General features: G+C 55.8%; 23 protein-coding genes. 9 read left to right on the forward strand and 14 right to left on the reverse strand.

Translation table 11 applies throughout. The annotated features are described in order from the left end of the window. Positions 1 to 4: 4 nt before the first annotated feature. The 5 genes from GZH47_RS12830 to GZH47_RS12850 form a co-directional block, all read right to left on the reverse strand. Positions 5 to 1,798: a sensor histidine kinase gene (locus GZH47_RS12830; RefSeq protein WP_162640444.1), complete on the reverse strand. Its 1,794-nt coding sequence runs from the start codon at positions 1,796 to 1,798 to the stop codon at positions 5 to 7. 18 nt (positions 1,799 to 1,816) lie between these two features. Beyond that, positions 1,817 to 2,695, reverse strand: coding sequence for a carbohydrate ABC transporter permease (locus GZH47_RS12835; RefSeq protein WP_162640445.1), 879 nt, complete (start codon positions 2,693 to 2,695; stop codon positions 1,817 to 1,819). A 12-nt stretch (positions 2,696 to 2,707) separates the two neighbouring features. Next, complete coding sequence (locus GZH47_RS12840) at positions 2,708 to 3,604, reverse strand: ABC transporter permease (RefSeq protein WP_162640446.1); 897 nt, start codon at positions 3,602 to 3,604, stop codon at positions 2,708 to 2,710. Positions 3,605 to 3,710: 106 nt separating this feature from the next. Next, positions 3,711 to 5,507 (reverse strand): type 2 periplasmic-binding domain-containing protein, encoded by a 1,797-nt coding sequence (locus GZH47_RS12845; protein WP_162640447.1) that lies wholly within the window; start codon positions 5,505 to 5,507, stop codon positions 3,711 to 3,713. A 238-nt stretch (positions 5,508 to 5,745) separates the two neighbouring features. After that, positions 5,746 to 6,249 (reverse strand): glutathione peroxidase, encoded by a 504-nt coding sequence (locus tag GZH47_RS12850; RefSeq protein ID WP_162640448.1) that lies wholly within the window; start codon positions 6,247 to 6,249, stop codon positions 5,746 to 5,748. Positions 6,250 to 6,527: 278 nt separating this feature from the next. Between GZH47_RS12850 and GZH47_RS12855 the strand changes: the two genes are divergently transcribed. Both GZH47_RS12855 and GZH47_RS12860 read left to right on the forward strand, forming a co-directional pair. Then, a complete protein-coding gene (locus tag GZH47_RS12855; protein ID WP_162640449.1) occupies positions 6,528 to 6,818 on the forward strand; it encodes a hypothetical protein in 291 nt (96 codons plus the stop codon). After that, positions 6,811 to 7,611, forward strand: a complete 801-nt coding sequence (locus GZH47_RS12860; protein ID WP_162640450.1) for a phytanoyl-CoA dioxygenase family protein — start codon at positions 6,811 to 6,813, stop codon at positions 7,609 to 7,611. Before GZH47_RS12855 ends, GZH47_RS12860 begins: the two co-directional genes overlap by 8 nt. Positions 7,612 to 7,688: 77 nt before the next feature. On the opposite strand, the gene GZH47_RS12865 is transcribed toward GZH47_RS12860, so the two are convergent. The 7 genes from GZH47_RS12865 to GZH47_RS12895 form a co-directional block, all read right to left on the reverse strand. After that, a complete protein-coding gene (locus tag GZH47_RS12865) occupies positions 7,689 to 8,543 on the reverse strand; it encodes a helix-turn-helix transcriptional regulator (protein WP_162640451.1) in 855 nt (284 codons plus the stop codon). A gap of 106 nt (positions 8,544 to 8,649) precedes the next feature. Further along, the gene (locus GZH47_RS12870; RefSeq protein WP_162640452.1) at positions 8,650 to 10,143 is read right to left on the reverse strand and encodes a stalk domain-containing protein; all 1,494 of its coding nucleotides are present in this window, start codon (positions 10,141 to 10,143) and stop codon (positions 8,650 to 8,652) included. 121 nt (positions 10,144 to 10,264) lie between these two features. Beyond that, complete coding sequence (locus tag GZH47_RS12875) at positions 10,265 to 12,064, reverse strand: copper amine oxidase N-terminal domain-containing protein (protein ID WP_162640453.1); 1,800 nt, start codon at positions 12,062 to 12,064, stop codon at positions 10,265 to 10,267. Between the two features lie 169 nt (positions 12,065 to 12,233). Then, positions 12,234 to 12,590, reverse strand: a complete 357-nt coding sequence (locus GZH47_RS12880) for a VOC family protein (protein WP_162640454.1) — start codon at positions 12,588 to 12,590, stop codon at positions 12,234 to 12,236. Positions 12,591 to 12,685: 95 nt separating this feature from the next. Further along, positions 12,686 to 13,519, reverse strand: a complete 834-nt coding sequence (locus GZH47_RS12885; RefSeq protein ID WP_162640455.1) for a sugar phosphate isomerase/epimerase family protein — start codon at positions 13,517 to 13,519, stop codon at positions 12,686 to 12,688. 26 nt (positions 13,520 to 13,545) lie between these two features. Further along, the gene (locus GZH47_RS12890; protein ID WP_162640456.1) at positions 13,546 to 14,427 is read right to left on the reverse strand and encodes a sugar phosphate isomerase/epimerase family protein; all 882 of its coding nucleotides are present in this window, start codon (positions 14,425 to 14,427) and stop codon (positions 13,546 to 13,548) included. A 117-nt stretch (positions 14,428 to 14,544) separates the two neighbouring features. Then, positions 14,545 to 15,618 carry a Gfo/Idh/MocA family protein gene (locus tag GZH47_RS12895; protein ID WP_162640457.1) on the reverse strand — a complete coding sequence of 358 codons (1,074 nt, stop codon included), beginning with the start codon at positions 15,616 to 15,618 and terminating at the stop codon, positions 14,545 to 14,547. Positions 15,619 to 15,732: 114 nt separating this feature from the next. On the opposite strand from GZH47_RS12895, the gene GZH47_RS12900 reads away from it, so the two are divergent. Together GZH47_RS12900 and GZH47_RS12905 are read left to right on the forward strand one after the other, a co-directional pair. Then, positions 15,733 to 16,590 carry a helix-turn-helix domain-containing protein gene (locus GZH47_RS12900; RefSeq protein ID WP_162640458.1) on the forward strand — a complete coding sequence of 286 codons (858 nt, stop codon included), beginning with the start codon at positions 15,733 to 15,735 and terminating at the stop codon, positions 16,588 to 16,590. Positions 16,591 to 16,736: 146 nt separating this feature from the next. Next, entirely contained in the window at positions 16,737 to 17,939 is a 1,203-nt protein-coding gene (locus GZH47_RS12905; RefSeq protein ID WP_162640459.1) for a copper amine oxidase N-terminal domain-containing protein, read from the forward strand. A gap of 92 nt (positions 17,940 to 18,031) precedes the next feature. Here the strand turns inward: GZH47_RS12905 and GZH47_RS12910 are convergent, their stop codons facing one another. Further along, a complete protein-coding gene (locus GZH47_RS12910) occupies positions 18,032 to 18,619 on the reverse strand; it encodes a guanylate kinase (RefSeq protein ID WP_162640460.1) in 588 nt (195 codons plus the stop codon). Positions 18,620 to 18,918: 299 nt separating this feature from the next. Here GZH47_RS12910 and GZH47_RS12915 point away from each other — a divergent pair, with 299 nt between their 5' ends. From GZH47_RS12915 to GZH47_RS12930, 4 genes are all read left to right on the forward strand, one after another. Further along, positions 18,919 to 19,749: a hypothetical protein gene (locus GZH47_RS12915; protein ID WP_162640461.1), complete on the forward strand. Its 831-nt coding sequence runs from the start codon at positions 18,919 to 18,921 to the stop codon at positions 19,747 to 19,749. 158 nt (positions 19,750 to 19,907) lie between these two features. Beyond that, positions 19,908 to 21,200 carry a glycoside hydrolase family 18 protein gene (locus tag GZH47_RS12920; protein WP_162640462.1) on the forward strand — a complete coding sequence of 431 codons (1,293 nt, stop codon included), beginning with the start codon at positions 19,908 to 19,910 and terminating at the stop codon, positions 21,198 to 21,200. Positions 21,201 to 21,483: 283 nt separating this feature from the next. Further along, the gene (locus tag GZH47_RS12925) at positions 21,484 to 21,711 is read left to right on the forward strand and encodes a PspC domain-containing protein (protein ID WP_162640463.1); all 228 of its coding nucleotides are present in this window, start codon (positions 21,484 to 21,486) and stop codon (positions 21,709 to 21,711) included. A 74-nt stretch (positions 21,712 to 21,785) separates the two neighbouring features. After that, entirely contained in the window at positions 21,786 to 22,490 is a 705-nt protein-coding gene (locus GZH47_RS12930) for a PspA/IM30 family protein (RefSeq protein WP_162640464.1), read from the forward strand. Between the two features lie 209 nt (positions 22,491 to 22,699). Here the strand turns inward: GZH47_RS12930 and GZH47_RS12935 are convergent, their stop codons facing one another. Further along, the gene (locus tag GZH47_RS12935; RefSeq protein WP_162640465.1) at positions 22,700 to 23,209 is read right to left on the reverse strand and encodes a hypothetical protein; all 510 of its coding nucleotides are present in this window, start codon (positions 23,207 to 23,209) and stop codon (positions 22,700 to 22,702) included. Between the two features lie 160 nt (positions 23,210 to 23,369). Between GZH47_RS12935 and GZH47_RS34100 the strand changes: the two genes are divergently transcribed. Next, positions 23,370 to 23,558: a hypothetical protein gene (locus GZH47_RS34100; protein WP_225446468.1), complete on the forward strand. Its 189-nt coding sequence runs from the start codon at positions 23,370 to 23,372 to the stop codon at positions 23,556 to 23,558. Positions 23,559 to 23,641: the final 83 nt, after the last annotated feature.

Here is a 23,641-nt window from a genome sequence, read left to right on the forward strand (position 1 = left end):
TACTTCAAAGATCGGAATCGCCCCCGTCCTTTATGATCAATCCTACGCAGAGCCCGCCCATGGAGGAAGGCGCAACCAACAGTCCCGATGATTCGCCGAAATAATGCCGCAGACGCTGATGGACGTTCCGCAACCCGATGCTGTGGCTTGAACTGGTCTGCTGCTGCAACGATTGCCTCAACGCGATTAGTCCATCCTCTTGCATGCCGATTCCGTTGTCTTCGACGATCAGTTCATAGCCGTCTTCCGTCCGGCCGCCTCTAATAAGGATCTGGAATTTGCCTTTCCTGCCCTCCATGCCGTGCACGATCGCATTCTCGACAAGCGGCTGCAGCAGGAGCCGCGGCAGAAGCAGCGACATCAGGCCTTCATCGATTTCTTCGGCGTATTCCAGCCGCTCCGACTGCATCCGATGAATTTCCAAGTAATTGCGAATCAAATCCATTTCGTCGGCCAGGAACGTCAATTGCTGCTCCGTTCGGGTCGTATACCGATAATATTGGCTCAGATGCTGCGTGAAAGCTACGATAGCCTTCGTCCGTTCGAGCTGCGCCATGCTTTGAATATAGGCAAAATTATTGTACAGGAAATGAGGATTGATCTGCGCCTGCAGATGCTTGAGCGACGACTCTTGTGCACGAAGCTGCTCGATATACACCTTATCGATAAGCTCCTGGATATCCGTAGACATCATATTGAATTGCTCGATCAGATAGCGGAATTCATTGCTTGGCCAATGCGCGATGCGATACCCGTAGTCGCCCCGCCGAAGCGACTTGACCGCGCGGATCAATTCATAGATCGGCTTCTGCACGTGGCGGTACAGCAAGGCTACGGATGAAACGCCCATCAGCAATAACATCAAGCTCGCTCCGTAAAAGATCAGCTTGCTTTGGTCAATCGGCTTAAGCACCTGAGTCATCGGCACGAAATCGACCAAATACCACCCCAGAGCAGCTGAGGCGGCATAATTGACGAGATATTGTTCATTCTTGTACGAAATCTTGATCGAGCCTTCATTGCCGGGATTATGCGGGATAACGGCCGCAAAGCTCTTGGACATATCGTCGATCTGCTCGCGTTCCGAGTCCGAAGAGCGGATCGGCTCGTAAAGCGGGTTATACAGAAACGGCTGGCCGGCGCTGCCCTGCTTCAATCGATCCAGCATTTGGACCAAATTTTCTGCCGAGAACGTTATTTCCACATACAAGCTCGGATTCTCCGGCATCTTCTTCGGATCGAACGGCATGATGAGCTGACGCAGAAACGCCTGCTCCGTTCCCCGTTCCGTCGTAATGAGACGATAATCCCAACGATCCTGAACCGGATTGCGGAAATATTCCGCGTTGTACTGCTGCTTCCAGTTCGTCGAAACGACGACCCCCGAAGGCGGAGAATAAACCGTCAGCTTGTTGCTCCATTCAAACGTGGAAGACTGCAAATCCAGCTTCTCTTGTACTTGCTTCTTGGCTTGCAGCCAAGAGTAGACGGGATCGGAAGACGACCGAAACTGAAGCTGCACAACATCCGGATCTTTCGCGATGACGTAGCCGGCCTTCCAGAGCCTGTCCGCTTCCGCGTCCATTTGTCCGACGAACAAACGAAGACGGTTCAAGTTGACCTGGAGCAGTTCCTTCTCGACGACATCGGTACTGATCTTATTCGAATAATTGAACATCAATACGATAGGAATGAGCATAAGCACGATGACGATCATGATCTTGGTGAATATGTTCATTCTACGGCCCGTAAGCCGATTGAGCTTCAGAAAATCCAGCACGTGCATCCATCCCGTCATTCCAGTTATCTCATTAGGTTACGACTTCACGGAGCCAAGCACAATGCCTTTGACGAAATATTTCTGCAAGAACGGATAGACCAACAGGATCGGCAAGGCGCCGATGAAGATTTGCGAGTCTTTCACCGTGCGACTCGAGAAGTTCTGTACCTGATCGGCAGATACGCCGACACGGGACAGGTTGTCGCTCACGATCATCGAATGCAAGAAGGTCGCCAGCGGATAGCCGGACGGCTTGGAGATATAAATCATCCCGTCAAACCAGGAATTCCAGCTTCCTACCATGCAGAAGAGCGACAAGGTCGCGATGGATGGCAACGATACAGGCAAATAAACGCTCCACAATACTCTTAGATGACCGGCGCCATCGATTAAAGCGGCTTCTTCCAGTTCCGGTGGAAGCGAGCGGAAGAAGTTCAGCATCAGGATCATATTCCAGACGCTGACCGCGCCTGGCAGTATAAGCGCCCACATCGTATCGATCATATGGAGCTTGCTGACGACGATGTAGCCCGGAATCAAACCGCCGGAGAACAGCATCGTGAAGACGAAAATCCACGTATACAGCTGCCGTCCGGGAAAGCGGATGCTCGACTTCGACAAGCTGTAAGCCGCCATTGTAACAACGGCCATCGAGACGATCGTCGAGAGAACCGTCCGTTCCACGCCGATCCACATCGCTCTCAGAAAATCGTGGTTGCCAAGCGTATTGCTATAGGCGTCCGCAGTAAAGCCAACTGGCCAGAAATTAACGATGTTCGCCGTAGCTGCGGCTCGCGAGCTGAACGAGACGGCAAGGACATGAATCAAAGGAAGGATACAGAGCAAACCTAGTAAAGCCAGAAAGATCGTATTAGTAACTGTAAAAACAGCGTAACTTCGAGAACGGTAGCGCATGAGAGGCCCTCCTTAGAAAATCCGGTAGTTGGCTAGTTTGTACGCCAATCTGTAGCTGATCAAGATCATAATGAATCCGACTGCCGATTTAAACAGACCGACCGCCGTACCGAAACTGAATTTGCCGCTCATCAAGCCTTCGCGATAGACAAACGTATCGAGAATATCGCCATGCGAGTAAACAAGCGGGTTGTACAAATTCAAAATCTGATCTTGACCGCCATCGAGTACCCGGCCAAGCGACAATGTAGCAACAACGATGACAATTGGCAGAATGAGCGGAAGCGTTATATTAACGACTTGCTGCCAGCGAGTTGCCCCATCGATTTCCGCCGCTTCGTACAAAGAGGGGTCGATGCCTACCAAGGTGGCCAAGAAGATGATGGCAGAAAATCCAAATTCTTTCCAAATATCACTGACGATGACCGTAAAGCGGAACCACTGGCCATCACCTAAGAAGAAAATGCTCTTCATTCCAAGCACATTAAGAAAGCGATTGACGATACCGCCTTCTGTCGACAGAAGGTCGATCAAGATACCGCCGAGAATAACCCAAGACAAGAAATGGGGCAAATAGACAAGCGTTTGCACGACGCGTTTGAAATACGTGTTGACGACTTCGTTCAGAAGCAACGCAAATATGACAGGAATGACCAAATTGAAGACCAGCTTCAATGAAGCGATAATCAGTGTATTGATAATAACTTGCTTGCTGTCCGGATATTCGAAGATCGTCCGGAAATGCTCAAATCCGACCCACGGCGAACCTTTAATGCCGAGCCAAGGCTGATAATCTTCGAAGGCAATTGCAGCACCGAATAACGGAATGTACGCGAAAATGATGACTAATACTAATGCAGGCAACAGAAGCAAATGAAACGGCCAGGTCTTTCTCCAATATGAAGCCACGCTGCATCCTTCCTTTCTATGGAAAACGGGAGATCGGCGACAGCTTGCGGCAGCCTGATCCCCCGTTATTGAATCTCAAACCATTTATTCCGTAGACGTTCAGTCCTTACTTATTGCTTTCAGCGTACCAAGCATTGACTTCGTCCGTAATCTTCGAGCCGCCGTTATCGTTCCATTGCTTCACGAAATCATCGAAGTAGTCCATCGGCTTCTCGCCATAGATGATTTTCAGGTACGTTTCCGTCGCCAGCTTCGTGAGCAATTGGCCTTTCGACTTCATCGTCGGCGTCAGCGGACCCGTGAAGTAGTTTTTACCTTCGGTAATGCCTTGATTCAAACGTACGCCTTGCGCCGCTAAGGTTCTGGCCGGCGATGCCTTGACATCGAATTCCGTGGACGTTTGCGGCTCGGCGTTCGGATCGGCCAGGAATTTCTTGATCGCATCCGTGTTCGAATACGGAATCGTCGTCGTGCCGCCGGTGATGCTCGCCATCATGAAGCGCATATCCATCCGGCTGCCGTCTTTCAGCGGCCATTTGTCTTCCGGCACGCCGGCTGCTTTGTAGTCGCCTTTGACGATTTTGCCGTTGTAATTCACGTAGTCGTACCCTTCATGGAAACCGTCCTTGAAGCGCGGATCATTGTATGGATCTCCGTCTTGATTCAAGTTCTTTGCGAACAATTTGTTGAAATACGCGAACCATGCCTCGATGCCCTTGAAGTCTTTGTTGAACATCGTGAAGCCTGCAGTGATGCCTTTCTCGGCACGGCCGAACTTGCCGTCTGGACCGGAAGGAAGATTGTAGGCTTCGAAATCGGCTTTCGGATCGACCTTCGCAGCATCGCCGAGCGGCCAGCCGCCCATCCAGGCAGGTCCGAACATGACGCCGGCTTTGCCTGCGGCTGCAGCCTCGGAAGCTTTCATCGGATCCATGATGCCGGATTCTTTATCGATGTAGCCGTTGCTCATCCAGTCTTTCATGAGCTGGAGGTATTTCTTCGCGTCCGGCTGAATCGCGCCGTAGGTCAGCTTGCCGTCCGCGCCTTTATTCCAGTAGCTTTTGATATCGAATGTATTGATCATTTGATCCGTCAGTGCCGCGACGATCGCGTCCGTTTGACCCATCCATGTCCATGGTCCTTCTTTCAGCGGTACTGCGAGACCGATCGTGTCGGCCTTGCCGTTGCCGTCCGGATCGTTTTCCGTGAACGCTTTCAATACGTTCGTCAATTCGTCCAGCGTTTTTGGCGCTTGCAGACCGAGCTTGTCCAGCCAGTCTTTGCGAATCCACATCACGGTGCCTTCGTCACCCATGAAGAAGCCTGGAAGACCGTAAAGCTTGCCGTCGCGTTTCACTTCGCCGAGCGCGTAGTCGAATTTTTCAAGGATCTTTTTAAATTCCGGATGCGCGTATTTCTCGATGGCATCGTCCAGAGGCATGACTTTGCCGGCGTCGATCAGGTTTTGCAAGGAGTCGCCCGGTGCCGAGAACACGTCCGGGAGCTTGCCGCCGCTGGAGAGCAGCAAACGAATCTTCGTATCGTAATCTTCCGCTTTCGTCACGATGAAATCGTATTTCACATTGATACCCATGTTGTCTTTCATCCAACGCGTATTCACGTTGTCTTCCATGGATTCGCCCGGTTTGAAGGCATTGCCCCTGGAAGCGCCGTCATCTACGACCGCTGTCGTAATCGTAACCGGCGGATCGAATTTTTGCTGCCACATCGCCGCCGGATCCACAGTGGATTTCGTCCCGTTGTCTGCAGTTTGATTGTTGGTCGTTCCGTTGTTGTTCGCCGCTTCGTTGTTCTTGTCGCTCGAACAAGCGGCCAGAGTCGGCAAGGAGCTGATAACGAGCGCAAGCGTCGTCCATTTCGCAAGCTTTACATACCGTTTCATGTGATACCCCTTTTCTATATGGTGATTGGTACAAGTTGAGTATAAGGGAGGAAAATCGAGGTTTATATAATTCGATTTTTACTTAATAGCGTAAATCATACATTTCACATTTTAACATAGCATCCTAAAACTGCTATCCATCGCCTGCCGGGACTTTAAAACATTTAAGAAAAACAATGGAAAAAGCCCCGAAACATTAAGTTTCGGAGCTGGTTGCATCGTGAGTTGGCGCTTGCGGTTAGCCGACAGGCGTGCCTTTCTTTGCGCCAGCCAGCAGCTTCTGGATCTGTCCTTCAAGCTTCAACGGTTTCGTAGTCGGCGAGAACCGTTTGACGACGCGGCCTTCCGCATCGACGAGAAACTTGGTGAAATTCCACTTGATGGACGAGCTCAGGAACCCCGACGCTTCCTGTTTCAAATAGTTGTAAAGCGGATCCGCGTTCGGACCGTTGACGTCGATTTTGCCGAGCAGCGGGAAGGTGACGCCGAAATTAATCTGGCAGGTTTCCTGCATTTCGCTGTCTTTAACCGGCTCTTGATCCCTGAACTGATTGCACGGAAACCCGAGCACGGTCAAGCCTTGATCCTTGTATCTCTCGTGCAGCTGCTGCAGCGCCTTGAATTGCGGGGCGAGCCCGCATTTCGTCGCGGTATTCACGATAAGCAGCACATTGCCGCGGTAATCGGCAAGCGGCTTCCGTTCGCCCCTGGACGTCAGAACCGTGAAATCATAGACGTTCATCACGAATCACCTCATTTGATTTTATACAATACTATTGTATAAAATTTATGGCCGTTTGAACAGTTCGATTATTCCCAGAAAGGCCGTTCGACAGCCCCGTTGCATGAACGGCGCTTCGCTCAGCGGCGTGAATAATAACAGCCCGCGGCAATCGCCTTAATTTTGCACAAACCGTTCTTAATTCCGCATATCCCCAACACGGCTCCATCCCGTTACAATGAGGGCAAGCACGATGGTTACTCCACTTCAACCCTATGCCTATGAAGGAGGTTCTTCGCTTGAACGAAACAAGGCAGCAAATCCTGTTTCTGCATTCCACTACGCCGGATCTCAAATCGCCGGTCATCGCCTGGTCGCTGTACGACGGCGCCGCACCCGAGGATGCGCTGCAGATGAACACTGGCGACTCGTCCGTACCGCCCTACAAATCCGTGCTTCACGCCATGCGCGAAGGATGGAACGTGCTGCAAATCCCGGCGCTGCCGCACTATCCGGCCGGCCAGGAACATGATACCGGGCATCTGCCCTATGAGTACGTAATGGAAAGGAAGGTGCTCGTCCATGAGTGAACTGAATATCGTGCCGGTCGACCGCCGGCATTTGCTGAGCGCGGAGCAGATGGCTCATTTCGTGACGGAAGGCTTCCTGCTGCTGGATGCGTTCGTGCCGCAGGAATTGAATGAACGCGTATATCAAGAGCAGGTCAAAGGCGGTCAAGGACATACCTTCTGGAACAGAACCGATGCGATCCGCGAGGTGTTCGAGCTGCCCGAGGTGCAGGGAATCATCCAGAGCCTCGTCGGCAGCCGGCCCGTGTACGACCATTCGTTCCTCCATATCGTGCCGGATCATTATCCCGTCGCCCAGGATTGGCACGGCGATTCCATCATCGACGTACGGCCGCACGCGTTCGACATTCAGCTCTTCTACTTCTCCCACGACGCCCCCCCGGAAATGGGACCGACCCTCATCCTTCCGGGCTCGCATTTGCGGAAAATCAATACGTTCAGCCTCGCGCGGTACAAAAACATCGTCGGCCAGCGCCAGCTTGCCGGCAAAGCGGGCACGCTCGCCATTCTCCACCATGGCATTTGGCACTGCGCCCAGCCGAACGCGACAGACCGCACGCGGTACGCCTTCAAGCTCCGGCTTCGCCCGGGCCAGGAGCAGCGCGGCCTCTTCAACCTGGACGGCTCCGACAGTCCGGAAGTCCGAAGCATTATCGAGCATGGCTATCAGCGTTGGCAAGGCAACGAGGACCGGCTCGACCACATGCAGCGCGCGAAGTTATGGCGCTACGTGACCGGCGACGACAGCGTCGACGTCTCGTTCGAAGGCGCTTTGACGCGCATGGGAATTTAAGGATCGGCGTCGATGCGCCACAGCCAGAGCGCCGCGTACCGACAAGCGCTTGCCGCGGAGCGAAGCACATCCGCGGATTACGGCAAGGGCAGCTGCTGCCCTTGCTGCAAGCGCTGCATGCGCATCGTTTTGCGGTATTCGCTCGGGCTTGAACCCGTGTACTGCTTGAACATTTTGGAAAATTGGTACAGCGAGCTGCCGACCCGCTCCGCGGCTTCCGAAATCGTAATCTCCGTCGTCACCATCCACGTCTTCGCTTGCTCCATCCGCCGCTGATTCATGTACTGCATCGGCGAGCGCCCCGTTGCCGACTTGAAGAACCGGATGAAATAATTCGGGTGGAAATGCGCCAGCTCCGCCAGCTGTTCCAGCGTCACGTCATCCGCTAAATGATGGTCGATGTAAGCCAGCACCCGGCTCACTTTATCGACGCTGCCGTTTGCCGGCTGCCGCAGCTTCGCTCCCCCGCCTCGCTCCAGGAACTGGCACAGCAGCTCTTGCAGCAGCAGCTTCGCGCGCAGCATGGACGTCAGTTCGCTGCTATAGTAATGGTCCACCAATTCGCCGAATAACCGCTCCGTCTCTTCGGAATCGGCCACATCCACGCAGCTCGGCGTCTCCAAGAGCTGAAACAGCTCCTGCTCGCCGCTCCGTGCGTTGAAGTGGCAGAAAAATTTGGAGAACTCCCGGCCCTCCATGGTCTGAACCGACAGCATCGTGCCTGCCGGCATCACGACCAGTTGCCCCCGCTTCGGATACCATTCTTCTTCGCCGATTCGAATATGTCCGCCTTCGCCGAGCATGTAGTACAGCCGGTTGAAATCCGATAACACGTCCATGTGATGCCAGCTTGCCGTGCAATGGAAGAATGCCGCTTCCGAAATATGAAGCTGCATGTTGGCGATGTAATTGCTTAAGGCTTCATTATGCATGGATACCCTTCCGTTCACCGAATTGGATAGCTGCTTCTACCTACGCGAGAATAGCCGTTTACGAGTAAACAGGCTGCTCGCAGTGGATAAGCGGTCAATCCCGGAGTCAAAGCGCCCCGGTCAGCCGCAGTTCCCCGAGCTTCGCATCCCAAGTCGCATGAATGCCGAGCAGTTTCAACAGTCCGACCGGAATCATTTCAACGCCGTTGAACGCCTTTTGCACGACGGGGAGCGATACGAGATTGCCGTTAATTTCGGCAAAATCGCCGCCATTGCGCAGGGTCGCCGTCGTTTGCTTATAGGTAATCGCAGTCGAATAATCGGCGGCAACGCTGAAGCTTCCGCCGATCGCCTGAAGCACGGCCTTCATCGGAACCGAAGTGCTGCCGTTATCGATCCGGGCGGGAAAGGGAGCCACGAGCAGCTTGCCGTTCACATAGACGTCGATCGCTTGCTGAATCGGTACCGGCCTATAGACCATGCCGTCCTTTTGCGGCCGGACGTTCCCCGTCTCGTTCCAATTGTCCGCTCCCCAGCCCCATACCCGGCCGCTTGCGTCCAGCGCCAAGTAGTGATAGGAACCGGAAGCAATGGAGACGATGCCGGAAAGCCCCTTCACTTTGCCGGCGTTCCCTGCCGGTCCCTTCTCGAGCGTCCAGACGTCGCCTGCCTCGGTCAGCAGCATGCCAGCTTGAATGTCCTTCACTTTCAGCTCGGGGTGTATTCGCACCGCCTTGCCGATTACGTTCGCTGGTGCCAGCTTGGAGCCGTCGTAAGCCGCGTTAGGCGCAAGCGTCCATTTCAAAGCACCGCCGCTGCGGTCTATGCCGTACATTTGACCGTACAGCGATTGAGGCGAAATTTGTTTCAAGGCCGGGATGCCCGTCAGACGAAAAGGCTGCACGATCGACGTGGTTCCGTCCCTTTCCGTACGCGCGCCGATTTCCCACACGATCCCAGCCGCATCAAGCGCGAACGCCATATCTCCGGATGAGACCAGATTCGTCCATTTGTAAGTGCCGGACACTTGCTTAACGACTGCCTTGCCGGTGGATGCTTCGTGCGTCCATACGATCAGCCCGCCGTTTCCTTTCAAAGCGACGCCCGCGCTGTTAAGCGCGACCGCCGCGGTCGCGCCGGTGACGCCCGTCACTTGCTGCGGCAGCGCCGATTCGCGAATGGACGCCTTCAAGCCGACAATGGAACCCCATTCCCAGACGGTGCCGTCGCTCTTCAAGCCGACCTGCATGCCCGCGCCGTTCGTTGCGATCGCGGTGATGCCCGACAGATTCGGAAGCCGGACCGGCGCCGCGACGGAAGTAATTTGATTCTGCTTCAACACGCCGAGCTCGCCCCACAGGTTCCGTCCCCACGTCCATACCGAACCGTCCGCCCGCAGCGCGGCGGAATAATAATTCCCGGCTATGATTTGTTTGAAAGACTTCGAGGCAGCTGTCGCAGCTGACGTGACGGCAGCGGAAGCAGGCGCAGCAGCGGAAGCGGTCGCAGCAGCGGAAGCGGCGGCCGAAACCGCGCTGCCGTATGGGAGCATGACGGCCGCCAATGCGGCGACAAGCACGGGTTTGAAACGAATGGTCATCGAATGATCCCCTCTCAATGTTGGATATGCGGTTCAATTGCCTGGTTGCGGCTGCACTTGTGCAGTCCTCGGCATTTCTCGTCAGTCATAGCGGTCCTCAACCGCTCCCAGCAGTCTATCCTCAGGCTTTCTTCGGCGGAACAACGACGATGAAGCTGACGACCTGCACCGAATCCATATTCGCAAAAGGCGAGTACAGCGTCACCTCGTACGTGCCCGGGCCTTTATCCAAGAGCAGCCGATAGCTGAGCTTGCCGTCTTGCAAAGGCGCGGACACGATTTTACTCTTGAACGTGCCGATTTGATAACCTGCTTGCAAGGAGTTGAAATTCAACGCCTTGAAATCGGCATCGCTCGCGATCGTAATCGCGCCGCTCGTCTCGGCATAGCCGGCCGGCCAAGCTTTCCCGTCGGTGGACGTCAGCTTCAGCTTCAGGTCCATGCCGTCGAACCAGACGAGCCCGCCGTACCGGAACGGAATGTCCTCTGGCTTCACCGTACTTCTAATCGGAATGCCAGTCAACACGCGGTTGTTGGCCATATCCCGCAGGACGAGCTCGTTCTCGCCGGGAATGAGCGGCACATGGACCTCGTAAATGACGTACTTCAGCCCGTTATAGCCTTGCGGGGGCTTCAAATTCGTATAGCCGTGTGAAGTGTTGATGGCTACTTTCTCATTATCGTACAGAAACGGCGGCCCTCCGATCGTAAATACCTTGACCGCCAAATCTGCAGCGCTGCTCGTCCGTGGAAGCGCGTCCTTCAGCGCCCACTGGTTGGCATGCACCGTTACGCCCTTCGAAGCCGCGTCGTAATCCGCCGCAAGCCGGAATTGGTCCGTCATGAACCGGAGGGGCACCAGTGTCGTTCCGTCTTTCACGATCGGCTTGATTGCACCTAGCTTCTCCTGTCCTCTCGCGACCGTCCCTGTCCGCAAATCCAGCTTCAGTTCGTCTTCGTCCCCGTCCCGCGAAACGTAGACGGCGCCTTCCTTGCCGATATATCGAATCTTGCCGCCGATGACCGTCGCGATGTCCCGCAGGGGCAGGTAGACGGAGCCGTTATACACGGCCGGCGCCTTGGCAAGCTCCGCGAACCGGTTCTCGTACGGCTCGTAAAGCCGCCCGCGGCCGATCTGCATATTCAGCTGCATCTCCTTCGGCAGCAGCACGACGTCCGCGGAAGCAAGGAGGTTCGTCACCGGACGGAAGCTTGTCAGCATGGCCGTGAAATCCGCCAATGAACCGTAGCTGACGAACGAATAATACACGCTGCCGTCGATCGTCCAGCTGGCGGAATAGACCGTCTTCGACCCGGCGCTCGCAGCCAGTACGGTGCCGGTCGCTCCGTTCACCGGCGAACCGGGCTTGGACATGGCGGCAAACTTCGCGGTTAGCGCTGCGGCAGCCGTATCCGAGGCGCCGTCCGCCCAATACGTCCAGCCATCGGCGCCGAGCAGCCGCTTGGCTGTCTGCGGCACGGCCAGCCCCGCTTCGGCCGCCGTACCAGCCTTTAGCTCATAAAGCACGGCGGCCGGGTCGACCCCCGACTTCCCGCCCGCGCTTGGCAGCGTTTCCGAAACCGGCTGTAATTTCGCCGTGCGGAATGCCGTTACGGCATATCCGTCCCCGCTCAGCGCGCTCTTCAAGCCGTAATATTGCCAACCGGAATCAGGCAGGCGAGTGGGCAAATACGCCGCCACCGGGCTGCTCGCCAGCAAGCTCATGGCCAAATCATGCGTAAAATGCGTTTCGTACCCGAAACCGGGGTCCAGCATCGGCTGCACGGCTGTACTTGGATCGGCCGCCGCCGGCATATCGGCGCTGCCCGCCGCCATCGCCGTCCCTTGCTGGCCCGCACTGCCCGAAGCGAGCAGCAAAGCCGCCGCAAGCAGCAGCTTATACGATCGTCGCTGTATCATTTTCACACGCCTCCCGCATTATACAAACCGGATCTGATCATCTCAATAAGTCGACGACCGCATGCGTGGAAAGGTTGCATGCCCGTCCCTGCCCAAAGCAATAAAAATCCGCAGCGATTCGCTCCCGAAGCCGCCTTGGCTTCCTGGCACGAGTCGCTGCGGACCGGCTTTAATCATATTGGCACATCATGAGCGCATTGCCGTCGCAATCCCGAAACGTGAACGACGCGTGATCGCCGTGCCGTTCCAAAGGTCCGACCGTCACGCCACGGTCAGCGAGCATGCCGCGCGCCGCCTCGATATCGTCCGTATCGAACGCGAATGTCGCTCGTTCCGCCGGACGGGCGGTTTCGTCTTTAAACAGATGCATGACATACTGCTCGTCCAGACCGAGCTCCACGAAATCGTTCTTGCCGTATCCCCGGAGCTCCAAACCGAGCTTCTCGCAATACCACGCGCTGGCATGATCCAAATCCCGGACATAGTGCATAACGCCGATCAGGTCTTTCTTAATGAGCGGCTTCATAGGCATTCCCCCGCTTTCTTCATTCCGAAAACTCTAAATGCGTTTCACTAATGTTTACCCAAATTCATCTCATGTTACGCGTGCGCATGCTTCTTCTACACCGATACCGTGCCGCGAAGGAGCTCAACCGCCCTGGACGTGCCTGCCTTCTGCTCCTCCAAGCCTTCGTATTCGACGCTCATCCATCCCTTATAGCCGATGGCTTTCAGCTTAACGATGATTTCGGCCACGCTTGCATCGCCTGCCGTCGGCACGACGCCGACATAGAAGGACTTGCCGCTAAGCGTACGGTAAGCGCCTTCCGCGCCTTCTTCTACCTGCTTGAAATCCTTCGCATGCACATGGGAGATATAAGGTGCCAGTTCATCGAACGACGGCTGCGGATCTTGGTCCACAAGCAGGAAATTGCCCATGTCGTACGTGCTGCGAAGAGCCGGCGAATCTACCTGCTCGATGATTTCCTTCACTTGCTCGCTTCTGCCCGCGAAGACGCCGTGGTTTTCCAGGCACAATACGATATTGCGGCTTTGCGCGTAAGCTGCCGCTTCTTGCAGTCCTTCCACGATCCACACTTTGCCTTGGTCGTAGCCGATGCCTTCCTTGGTGTCGCCGGCGAAGACGCGAACGACCGATGCGCCGAGCAGCGCCGCCATGTCGACCGAATTCTTGATATCCGCGAGCGCTGCGGCCCGTCCCTCCACAGTAGCGTTGGCGAAATCGTTGCACGCGCCGAAGCAGGCTAGCTTCAGACCCGTTCTTGCCAATGCCTCGCGAACGGCAGGCACGTCGGTTTCCGCATTCCAGAAAATGCTCAGCAATTCCACGCCTTGCGCTCCGATACTCGCCGCATAGTCAATGAAGTCCGCGTTGGTCCATGAACCGTTGTACAAATAATGATGGACGCTCCATACGCTTACCGATACTTTCATTTCTTCATTTCCGCCTCTCCGGTACGTTAACGGTACCGTTTAATGAATTCCACCGCTTTGCGGATATCCTGCTCCGGCTGGCTGCCGACTTCGCGCTCGATCGTCAGATAACCGCCGTAGCCGATCGACTGCAGCGCCGCGAAATACGCTTCGAAATCCACGTCGCCCTCGCCCAGCGCCAGCTCCGCGAAATCCGCTCCTTCGCCGGCCATCTCGGCAATGTGTTCATGCGACATCTCCTCGTAACCGAGGAAGCCATAGACTTTGCGAGGATCGACGACGCGCAGACGACGGCCGTCCTTCACATGCGTATGGACGATATAATCCTTCAGCGTAATGACGCCCTGCACGGGGTCGTCGCCGGTCACCATGACCATATTCGCCGGATCGAAATTGACGGAAACGCCGTTCGTGCTGAGCGTGTCCAAGAAGCTCTTCAAATGCGCCGCCGGCTCCGGTCCCGTCTCGATCGCGAAGTAAGCGTTCATGCTCTTCGCGTACCGGCCAAGCTCGTCGCATGCGCTCTGCATGGCTGCATAGATGGCGCCGTCGCGGTCATCCGGCACGATCCCGATATGCGTCGTTACGATCGGCGTGCCAAGCTCGACCGCCAAATCAAGGATCCGCTTCGACTTTTCGATTTTGGCCGGATTGGCTGCCGCATCTTGAAAACCATGTCCGCCGAGGTCGCCGCAAAGCGCGGAAATCTCCAAGCCCAGTCCGCCGATGTAGCTCCGCAGTTCGCGTCTTGCCGCCGAATCCAGAACCGCCGGATCCATTTCGCCGGATACCGCGTAAATTTGCACGCCTTCCGCGCCGACCTCTTTCGCTTTCAATAACCCTTGCCGTACGCCGATGCCGAAGCTGTCCACGATCACGCCGATTTTATTGTTCAGAGGAGTAGCCATAATCCTCATCCTTTCTTATTCTGAATTTACCCGCCTGCCGCGGGACGAAACGGGCTTGGCAGAATGCTGCATGTCCAACCTCACGGTTGGACACGCAAACCAATCTGCTTTATCCGCTTAATCGAAATGGATTTCTTTGCCCAACGCCGCCGATTCGTATACCGCGCTCAGCATGCGCGTCACCTCCAGCCCGTCCTCGACAGGGCTCAGCGTTTCGCAGCGGCCGAGGCAGCTGTTCACGAAATGCGAGATTTCCCTGCCGAACGCTTCGTTCGCGTCGAAAGTGGTATGGTCGATTTGCGGCGTTACGTTGACGATCGTATCATGCTTCTCGGACATGATGACGAGCGCCGGCTCGACTTCCGCTCCGCCCTTGTCGCCGAACAGTTTGACCGAAATCTCATCCTTCACCGCATGCAGCGTAAAGCTGACGTCGACCAGCAGCGATGCGCCGTTCTCGAACCGGATGACCGCGTTCGCCGCATCCTCGACATCGTTGCGCGATGCATCGTAGTCGGCCGCTTTATAGAAATTGAGATTTTGAATATGCGCGCGGTTGCCCAGCTTATGATAGGTGTTGCCGCTGACGGATTTCACTTTCGGCCGGCCCATCAGGTACCAGCAAATGTCGATGATATGAACGCCGAGATCGATCAGCGGTCCGCCGCCGGAACGGCTCTTGTCCGAAAACCAGCCGCCGGGATTCCCGAGTCTGCGCAGGCAGGAAGCTTTGGCATAATAGACTTCCCCGAGCTCGCCCGCGTCGATGAAACGCTTCAGCACTTCTACGCTGCCCGCATAACGGCGCACGAATCCGACCTGCATGACCTTGCCCGACTCGCGCACGGCCTGCTGAACGCGCTCGGCGTCTTCCACCGTCTTGCACATCGGCTTCTCGCACAGGACATGCTTGCCCGCTGCCAGTGCGGCAAGGCTGATCTCCGCATGACTGTCGTTCCACGTACAGATGCTGACCGCTTCGATCGCCGGGTCGGCCAGCAGCTCGCGGTAGTCCGTATACACGCGCTTCGCGCCGTATTTCTCCGCTGCTGCGCGGGCGCGTTCCTCGTTCAAATCGCACACGGCGACAAGCTCCGCATCGGAATTCTTCCGATAAGCCTCCAAATGCAAACCGGAAATCGATCCATTTCCAATGACGCCTACCTGCAGCTTTCTACCTGTGTTCTCCATGATCTCGTCCCTTCCCTTCCCGCAAGCCGGCCGATATAATTGACTTGCATGACTAATGTAATTAAAACAATGTCTTAAACATACCATGACAAATCCGCTAGGAGAATGTACATTATGCCAACCTACATGGACAATATGATCAGTCCGCTTCCTATACGGCTCTATGATAATGTGATTGATTTGAAGAAGCTGCGCATACAGTCGCTCCTCATTCGCTATGCGGGCCATTTGCCCGGTCGGATTCAACAGCGGGCGGATGCGTCGTTCGATCAATGGGCGTTCGTATACATCGGAGGAGGACGGGGCTACTACCAAGCCGGGGACGGAGCAAAGCAGACAGTCGAGGCGGGAACGGTATTTTGCCTGTTTCCCGGAGAGGTCTTTCAATACGGCCCCGAGGAAGGCGGCTTCTGGGACGAGTACTATTTCACGTTGGAGGGTTCGCGCGTGCAGGAGTGGCTGAACAGCTGGTACGAGCAGCCGGAGGCCGTCAAATTCGTCGGTACGGACGAGAGCCTCTTCAGCAAAATCGAACTCATCTTCAGCCTGCTGGAAAGCGCGATTCCCGCTAACCTGGACCGGGCCGCACTGGCGCTGGAGGCGCTCCTCTTCGACATGTCGCTGCGCTTCCGCGAGCCGGAAACGAGCAGCAGAACGATGTTCGTCCACCAGCTGCTGGACGACTTGACCGGCACCGTCTACGGGAAGCCGGACAGCGGCGAAATCGCCGCAAGGCATCACATCTCCGTCCCGACGCTGCGGCGGATCGTGCATAATTACACCGGCTATCCGCTCGGTGAATTCATGCATCGCTTGAAGGTTGCGGAGGCCAAGAAACTGCTGCTGAACACCGACAAAACAGTCATGGAGATCGCCGGTCTGCTGGGCTACTCCGACATGTTTTATTTCTCGCGGCTGTTCAAGAAATACACGGATGCGGCGCCGACGACCTACCGGTCGCGAATGGGATAATTGTCACGGCCACCGGTCGGAATCGTCAAGTTCGATATGTTAATACTGACATAATATTTTCCTTATTTTACCTGTTCATGACATGGAATTTACTGGTATATTGACTTTTGTATCCTATTTTCCATTTTGCGTAAGGAGTGTTCATTTTGAAGAAAATCACCGCACTGCTGCTTTCCGCCATGCTGCTGCTGCTGGCCTTCTCCGGCCTGGCATCCGCAGCGACCGGCAAACCGCCGATTACCGTATGGGCAGGCGATCAGAAGGTTGCCTTCGACGCGCCGCCGATGATCACGAACGGCACGACCTATGTAGAATTCAAAGCCTTGTTCAACGTCCTCGGATTCAGGGTCGCGTACGATGCGAAGAGCAAGACGATCACGGGAACGTCGGCATCCGTTACCTTGACCTTGAATGTCGCAAGCGGAGCCGCGACCGTGAACGGACAAGCTTCGGCGAAGTCTGTCCAATTGATCGTCCAAGAAGGACGCACGCTCGTTCCCCTGCGTTTCATCGGCGAATCGACAGGCATGCTCGTCAGCTGGGATTCCGCAGCCCAAACGGTCAAGATCAGCGCCAAAGGCCCTACGGCCGCAGATATCAAAGAACTTCAGGCGTATCTGGCACGGATGGATGCCTACGATACGGCTAGCGATCTGGAAGGCACCCTGTCTCTAATCGCTCCCGGCTCACCGTTCTATGCGGCGGTTAAAGCACAGGGCGAAGCCAAAGAAGGGGATCCCGTCGTCCGCACCACGTCGAAGCTGATGGATATCCCGACCTTCACCTCCTCGTCCGCCGTCATTATCGTCAGCCAGCACTCGGCCAAAGAAAGCGGCGGCTTCTACCTGGACAATGACTGCGTCCTGAAGATCGAGCTCGTACGCGGGCCGAACAAGCAATGGCTGCTCAGCGGACTTGAACTGCAGAAGATGGAATACGTGAACACGGACGAAGCCACGAGCCATGAAGCGGACGTGCCCGCCGATGATAAGGCCGCCATTCTGGCCGTCGTCGATCAGCAGACCAAAACTTCCAACGACGAGGATTTGGACGGCTACAAAGCGACGATCGACCCTAATGTTCCCGGCCTTGACCAAACCATGGCAGCTACGAAACAGACCATGGACACTTACGACCTCAAGTATACGAACGAGGTGGTCCGCATCGTCGATTATACCGCCACCGAAGCCGTCGTCTACGTCGTGCAAACGGTCGAGAAAGTAAACGGCCCGGCATTTCAAAATTTCCGGTTGTCCATCGCATCGACCTACCGCAAGACAGCCGATGGCAAATGGCTGGACGCAGGCGAGGGCAAGCTGTTGAAAGTCGAGCCTTTGTCAGCCGTTTAAACGCTTGACCGATTAAACAAACAAGCCCGCCTCTTCGTTAGAAGGAACGGGCTTGCGTATGGTTAGGCTTCGTTCGCGCTTCGTGTCCGCGGTTAATCCCGCTCCACCAAATTCCGCTGCAAATAATGCTCCAGCGTATTGGAAATATCGAATACGGTATGCGCAAGATCGTAGTTCTCGAAGGCATGTTCGCATTTCGGCTGGTAAGCGATCGCCGTTTCGTATTGATCCATCTTGGATTGGACGATCGCCGGATCGATGCCCGCCTCCTGCTGCCGCTCCTGCACCGTGCGCCTGTCCGCATAGATGAACAGCCGGACGACCTGATCGCCGTACTGTTCCTTGAGCAGCTGCGCCCCTTCCGGATTGAGAATGAGATACACGCTTCCGCCCAGCTGCAGGCTTTGATCGATGTCGCTGCCGCGCACGCCGTATCGGCTTTCGTTGATGCTGATGCTCTCGATGAATTCGCCCGCGCGATCGAACTGTTCGTACAATTCCGAAGTAATGAAATGATAATCCTGACCGTTCACTTCACCCGGTCTCGGTTTGCGGGTCGCGTACGAAAGCACCTTGCCCATGCCAAGCGTGGCTCCGACACTGTCGGCAACGGTCTTGCGGCCGGAACCGTCCGGACCTGTAAATACGATAATCAGCTTGCGATCCGACTCTGCGTTCATCGTCTCAGCCTCCTGAAATCATTCGATTTGCGATGCTGCCAAACGATAGGACTGAAGTATTCAGATGCGGCTTTCATCTCGTTCAATATACAATTATTATAGCTTATACCTTGAAAATCCAGCAACGGGCGTTCGCTGTTCGTCTTGACTATTTTTTCAAGATCAGCTATATTTTATAAAAACATATGTTCGCGGTTCACTTACGTCGGAAGCACCCGTAAGCAAAGGCACTCTTGCCTTTCTTGCGGGTTTTTTTGCGTCCACGGAGTTGTTCCGCGGCGAAGGAGGAAGATTGTCGTATGATTAAGTCTATGAGGTTGAATCCGTTTTCATCCATGTTGCTTGCACTGCTTGCCTTCGTAATGCTCGTTCCGGGTACGGCGTTCGCCGCGTCGGTCTCGCTGTCCCAGACAGCCCAGACCGCGCTGGCCAAGCACATTGCCGCTGCCCCTGCCGTCACGAAGGACAAGCTGAATGCGCAGTCGTCCAGCCTGCAAGCTTACCAGCGTCAGGAGACGAGCCTGGACGATCAGTACAAGGTGCTGCATTCCAACAACGACATCGCGCTCGACGCCGTGAACAAACGGATCAAGCTGATCGACGCGGCCAAGCTGAGCCGGATGACGAATGAGCTGAACGCCTTGCGGGGACGGTATCAGCCGCTCTTCGATCAATACACCGCGATCAATAAACAGGTCGCGGCCGCCCGGGCATTGAAGCTGAAGGAACTGGCTTCCTTGCTGAGCCGGCAGGCGGAAATGATCAAGCCTGCCGTGCAGCTGGCGCGCGCGGACATTCGCATTCGCCAAGAGACGCTCTCGGATGCCAAAGCGGCGACCGCCAAGAAGATCAAGACGTTCAAGACCAGCCTCGCGGCCATCGACCCGATCCATGCCCAAACCAAAATCGCGCTGGCATCCGTATCCGGTACGAAGAAGAGCATCCCCGACGTCGTCAAGACGCTGAACGCTTGCGTGAAGAGCGGTTCATTCGAGGGCACGCTCCAATCGCTCTCTACGCTCGTTTCCTTATCCCGGAGCATCGTCGAGCAGAAGACGCGCGTTATCGGACACGAGAATCAAATTACCGGCATCATCAAACAAGTCGGCGCGCAGGTTCCGTACAGCTAACGAAAGGATTCGTAACGGCGGGAGAAACGGCACTGGCGCCAAGGCTCTTCGAGGTCCGTTCCGGATGCGGCAAAAACGATGACATGCGCGAAGGAGCGCCTGAATACGTTAGAAGAGACGTCTTCAGATGATGCGGAATCACATGGGAGGAATAAGCGATGCAGATCCATGTCGTACATGCCGGCCAGACGCTCTACCGGCTCTCGCAAGATTATGGCATTCCGGTCGATGCCATCGCCTCGGCCAATGAAATATCGCCTGCGCAAACGCTGGTGATCGGACAGGCACTGGTCATTCCAATCGCGGGCCAATATTATTACGTGACGGCCGGGGACACGCTGACGTCCATCGCCGCCAAGTTCGGCACGACTGCCGCGAGGCTGGCCGCCCTCAACGATCTGGACCCGAATGCGCCTCTTCAAATCGGGACAAGGCTATATATACCGCCCATGCCGAAACGGAAAGCTTACGTAAATGCGTACATCGACCCGCGCGGCACGACGGTATCGCCCGCGCTAACGGAAGCGGCCCGGCAGGCGGCGCCGCATCTGACTTACCTGGCCCCGTCCAGCTTCCGCATTCAGCGCGACGGTACGCTGGCACTCCCGCCGCTCGGCGATCTGGAGAGTATCGCGACGAGGCAGCGTACGGCCATGATGATGACCGTCACGAATCTCGAAGGCGACCAATTCAGCGACGAATTGGGCCATCTCCTTCTAAGCGATGCCGCGCTTCAGGATAAGCTGATCGCCAACATCCTGAAGACGGCGAAGGAGTTGAATTACCGCGATGTCCATTTCGACTTGGAGCATCTATTGCCTTCGGACCGCGAGGCATACAACCGATTCCTGCGCAAGGCGGTCGTTCCCATTCACGCCGCCGGCCTTACGATGTCTACGGCGCTTGCGCCCAAGACCAGCGCCGGGCAGGAAGGCGCCTGGTATTCCGCGCATGATTACAAGGCGCATGGCGAAATTGCGGATTTCGTCATCATCATGACGTACGAGTGGGGCTACAGCGGCGGACCGCCGATGCCGGTTTCCCCCATCGGTCCCGTCCGCAGCGTACTGGAATACGCACTTACCGAAATGCCGGCCAACAAGATCTTAATGGGCCAGAATTTATACGGCTACGACTGGACGCTGCCCTTCGTTCCAGGCGGCGCTTACGCCAAAGCGCTCAGCCCGCAAGCCGCTATTGCGCTGGCGAGGACGCGCAACGCCGAGATTCTCTACGACACGACGGCCCAGGCGCCGCATTTCACCTACTGGGACGATAATCGCAAGGAACACCGCGTATGGTTCGAAGATGCAAGGTCCATTCAGGCCAAGTTCAATCTCATGAAGCAGTTGAAGCTGCGCGGCATCAGCTACTGGAAGCTCGGGCTCAGCTTCCCGCAGAATTGGCTCCTGCTCGAAGACAACTTCGACGTCGTGAAGCTGCTGCCTTAGCGCCAGAATGCTTACGGTTTCCGTCGCCTTACCTCCAAACACCTCGCTCGGCCGCTGGAATCAGCGTGCCGGCGGGGTGTTTGCGCTGCGCATCCATGCGGTCTCAGGTCTTAGTCTATCCCCGCCTTAAGGCTAGATTCCAAAACCGCCGCTGGACCGTTACGAGAAACCGCCAATCCCGGTAAACTTAAGCTATCGCTCAAGGATAAGAAGAAACGACGCTCACGGGCAGTCAGCCATACATGCTTATTACAAAAATCAGCTAACAAGGAGAGAAATTATAATGAGAAAACTTTACCGTTCTACCTCGGATCGCAAATTGACCGGCCTTGCCGCCGGTATTGGACAATGGTTCGGCATCGACGCCACTATCGTTCGGCTCGTGCTCTTGGTCTCGGGCGTATTCAGCCTCGGCACGACGCTGCTGCTCTATATCGTAGCCAGCATCGTGGTGCCGAAAGCGCCTTTCGAGGTCATGATGCCCGACCAGCCCTTTCGCTACTACGGTTAATGGATTGTCTGTCACCGCCGCCCAAGCACCCAATAACACACTAAACACACACCTATACTTAGGAGATGAACGCAATGGGAATTTTGAATCGTTTGTTTAACATCACGCAAGCCGCGGCCAATGAGCTGCTCGATAAAATGGAAGATCCGGCAATGATGATGAACCAGTACGTCCGCAGCATGCAAGAGGAAATCGGGAACGTGCAGCATGAGCTGCTGAAGCAAGAAGCGCTCGCCAAAGGCTGGCTGCAGCAAGCGACGGAAGCCGCCGCGCTGGCCGAGCAAAGCGAAGCCAAAGCGCTGGAAGCGATGAGAGCCGGCCAAGAGGCGCATGCCCGCGAAGCGTTGACGGCGAAGCTGCACTACGAAGAGAAGGCGCGCGAGTACCGCACTTGGTATGACAACGCGAAGCGTCAAACTTCCGAGCTCGCGATCCGACTGGAGACGGCCAAAGCAGAGCTGCCTCAGCTGTTGAAGAAACAAGAAGAACTGATGAACCGCATTCGGCTGGCGAAAGCAAATTCGCGCGCCGCGATGCCGAGCTTCAGCGCAGGTCCGGCCGTCCTCGATGGCGGCAGCGCCGCACGCGGCTTCCAGCGCATGGAAGAGAAGATCGCCCAATGGGAAGCTCATATTGCCGTTCGCGGCTCGTACGGCGCCCCAGGCTTCGGCAGCACGTACAACACGGATGCCGCGGCAGGCGCGGCCGCCGGGAAGAGCTCGCTCGTTGACGAGCAGTTGGAGCTGCTTCGCAAGAAACTGCCGGCAGACAGCGAGTAAGCCGTTTCCTCGCTCTTAAACGTCCGACCAAAGCGGTCGCGCCGACTCGCGGCCCGCAGTCTCATAGCACAGCGCAGTGCCCCGCAGGGACTGGCTTCCGACTAAAACGACGACGTGTTCATTCACCGTACCCCGCAGCTCCCTAGCCAGCACAAACAGAGAGGCCCCGTTCAACCGAACGGGGCCTCTCTGTTTGTGCATTATGGGACTTAAACGAGGAAGAAGCCTTCCTCGTGCAAATATTGTTCCGCTTCTTCGTACGTTTCGAGCACCATCTCCAGGTTGGGGCCCGCGTACACGTACCACAGATCATCCTCGTGCTTCAAGGTCAGCGTCTGTTTGTCGGCGCCATGCCATACCGACGCATTGCCGCCGTTGCTCTTGCCGCTGCTTCCCCCGGATGCCGCCGCTTTTCTTGACGAGCCGACCGGTTCCGGTTCGCGCTCGGATAAGGAGCGAATGGATTCCGCCACCAAGCTGCGCAGCTCCGTCTCCTCGAATTCGCGAATGTTCACGAATCCTTTATCATCCGTTTCGTACCCGCGCAGATGGCCGGCATATACGAATCCGTTGCCGTTCGGGTGCAGGTGGAAGGCAACGTTCTTCTTCTCGTACAAACTTTCCTCGTACTGATAATTGACGCGGCCTAACGACACGTCCTTCCGGCTGAGCTCGGGAAAGGACTCCAATATCGAAAGCTTTTGTTCGAAACTAAGCATGATCGCCTCCGGGAAACGGTTATAGAATTGCCTGTGATTATACCATAGCCGCATGCAGAAGGCCAAAATCAACCAATCTGCTGCGACATTTTATGTCGTACCGGCTGTTTTACACTGAAAGGGCAACTACCACAGCAATCGAAATGAGGGTCACAATCTTATGGCAAAAACAAAACGGGGCCGCATCCTATGGAGCCTGCCATCCCGGGGCCGGGGAACTTGCCCCATCTGCAGCCGTACGCGGATCAAGCTTCTTTATCCTCGTGCCAAATCCGACGGTACCGCGATAAAAGTATGCAAACGCTGCATCCACGCCCCGCAGGACAAAATCGACGTCCATGCGGGCTGAAGCCGACGCCCGTTCCCGTCCCGGGAACGGGTTCATCGTTTCAAAATCAGCTTGCCACGCGCCGAGCGCAGATGGTGTAATGA

It is taken from the genome of Paenibacillus rhizovicinus, from assembly GCF_010365285.1.
Taxonomy (GTDB): Bacteria; Bacillota; Bacilli; order Paenibacillales; family Paenibacillaceae; genus Paenibacillus_Z; species Paenibacillus_Z rhizovicinus.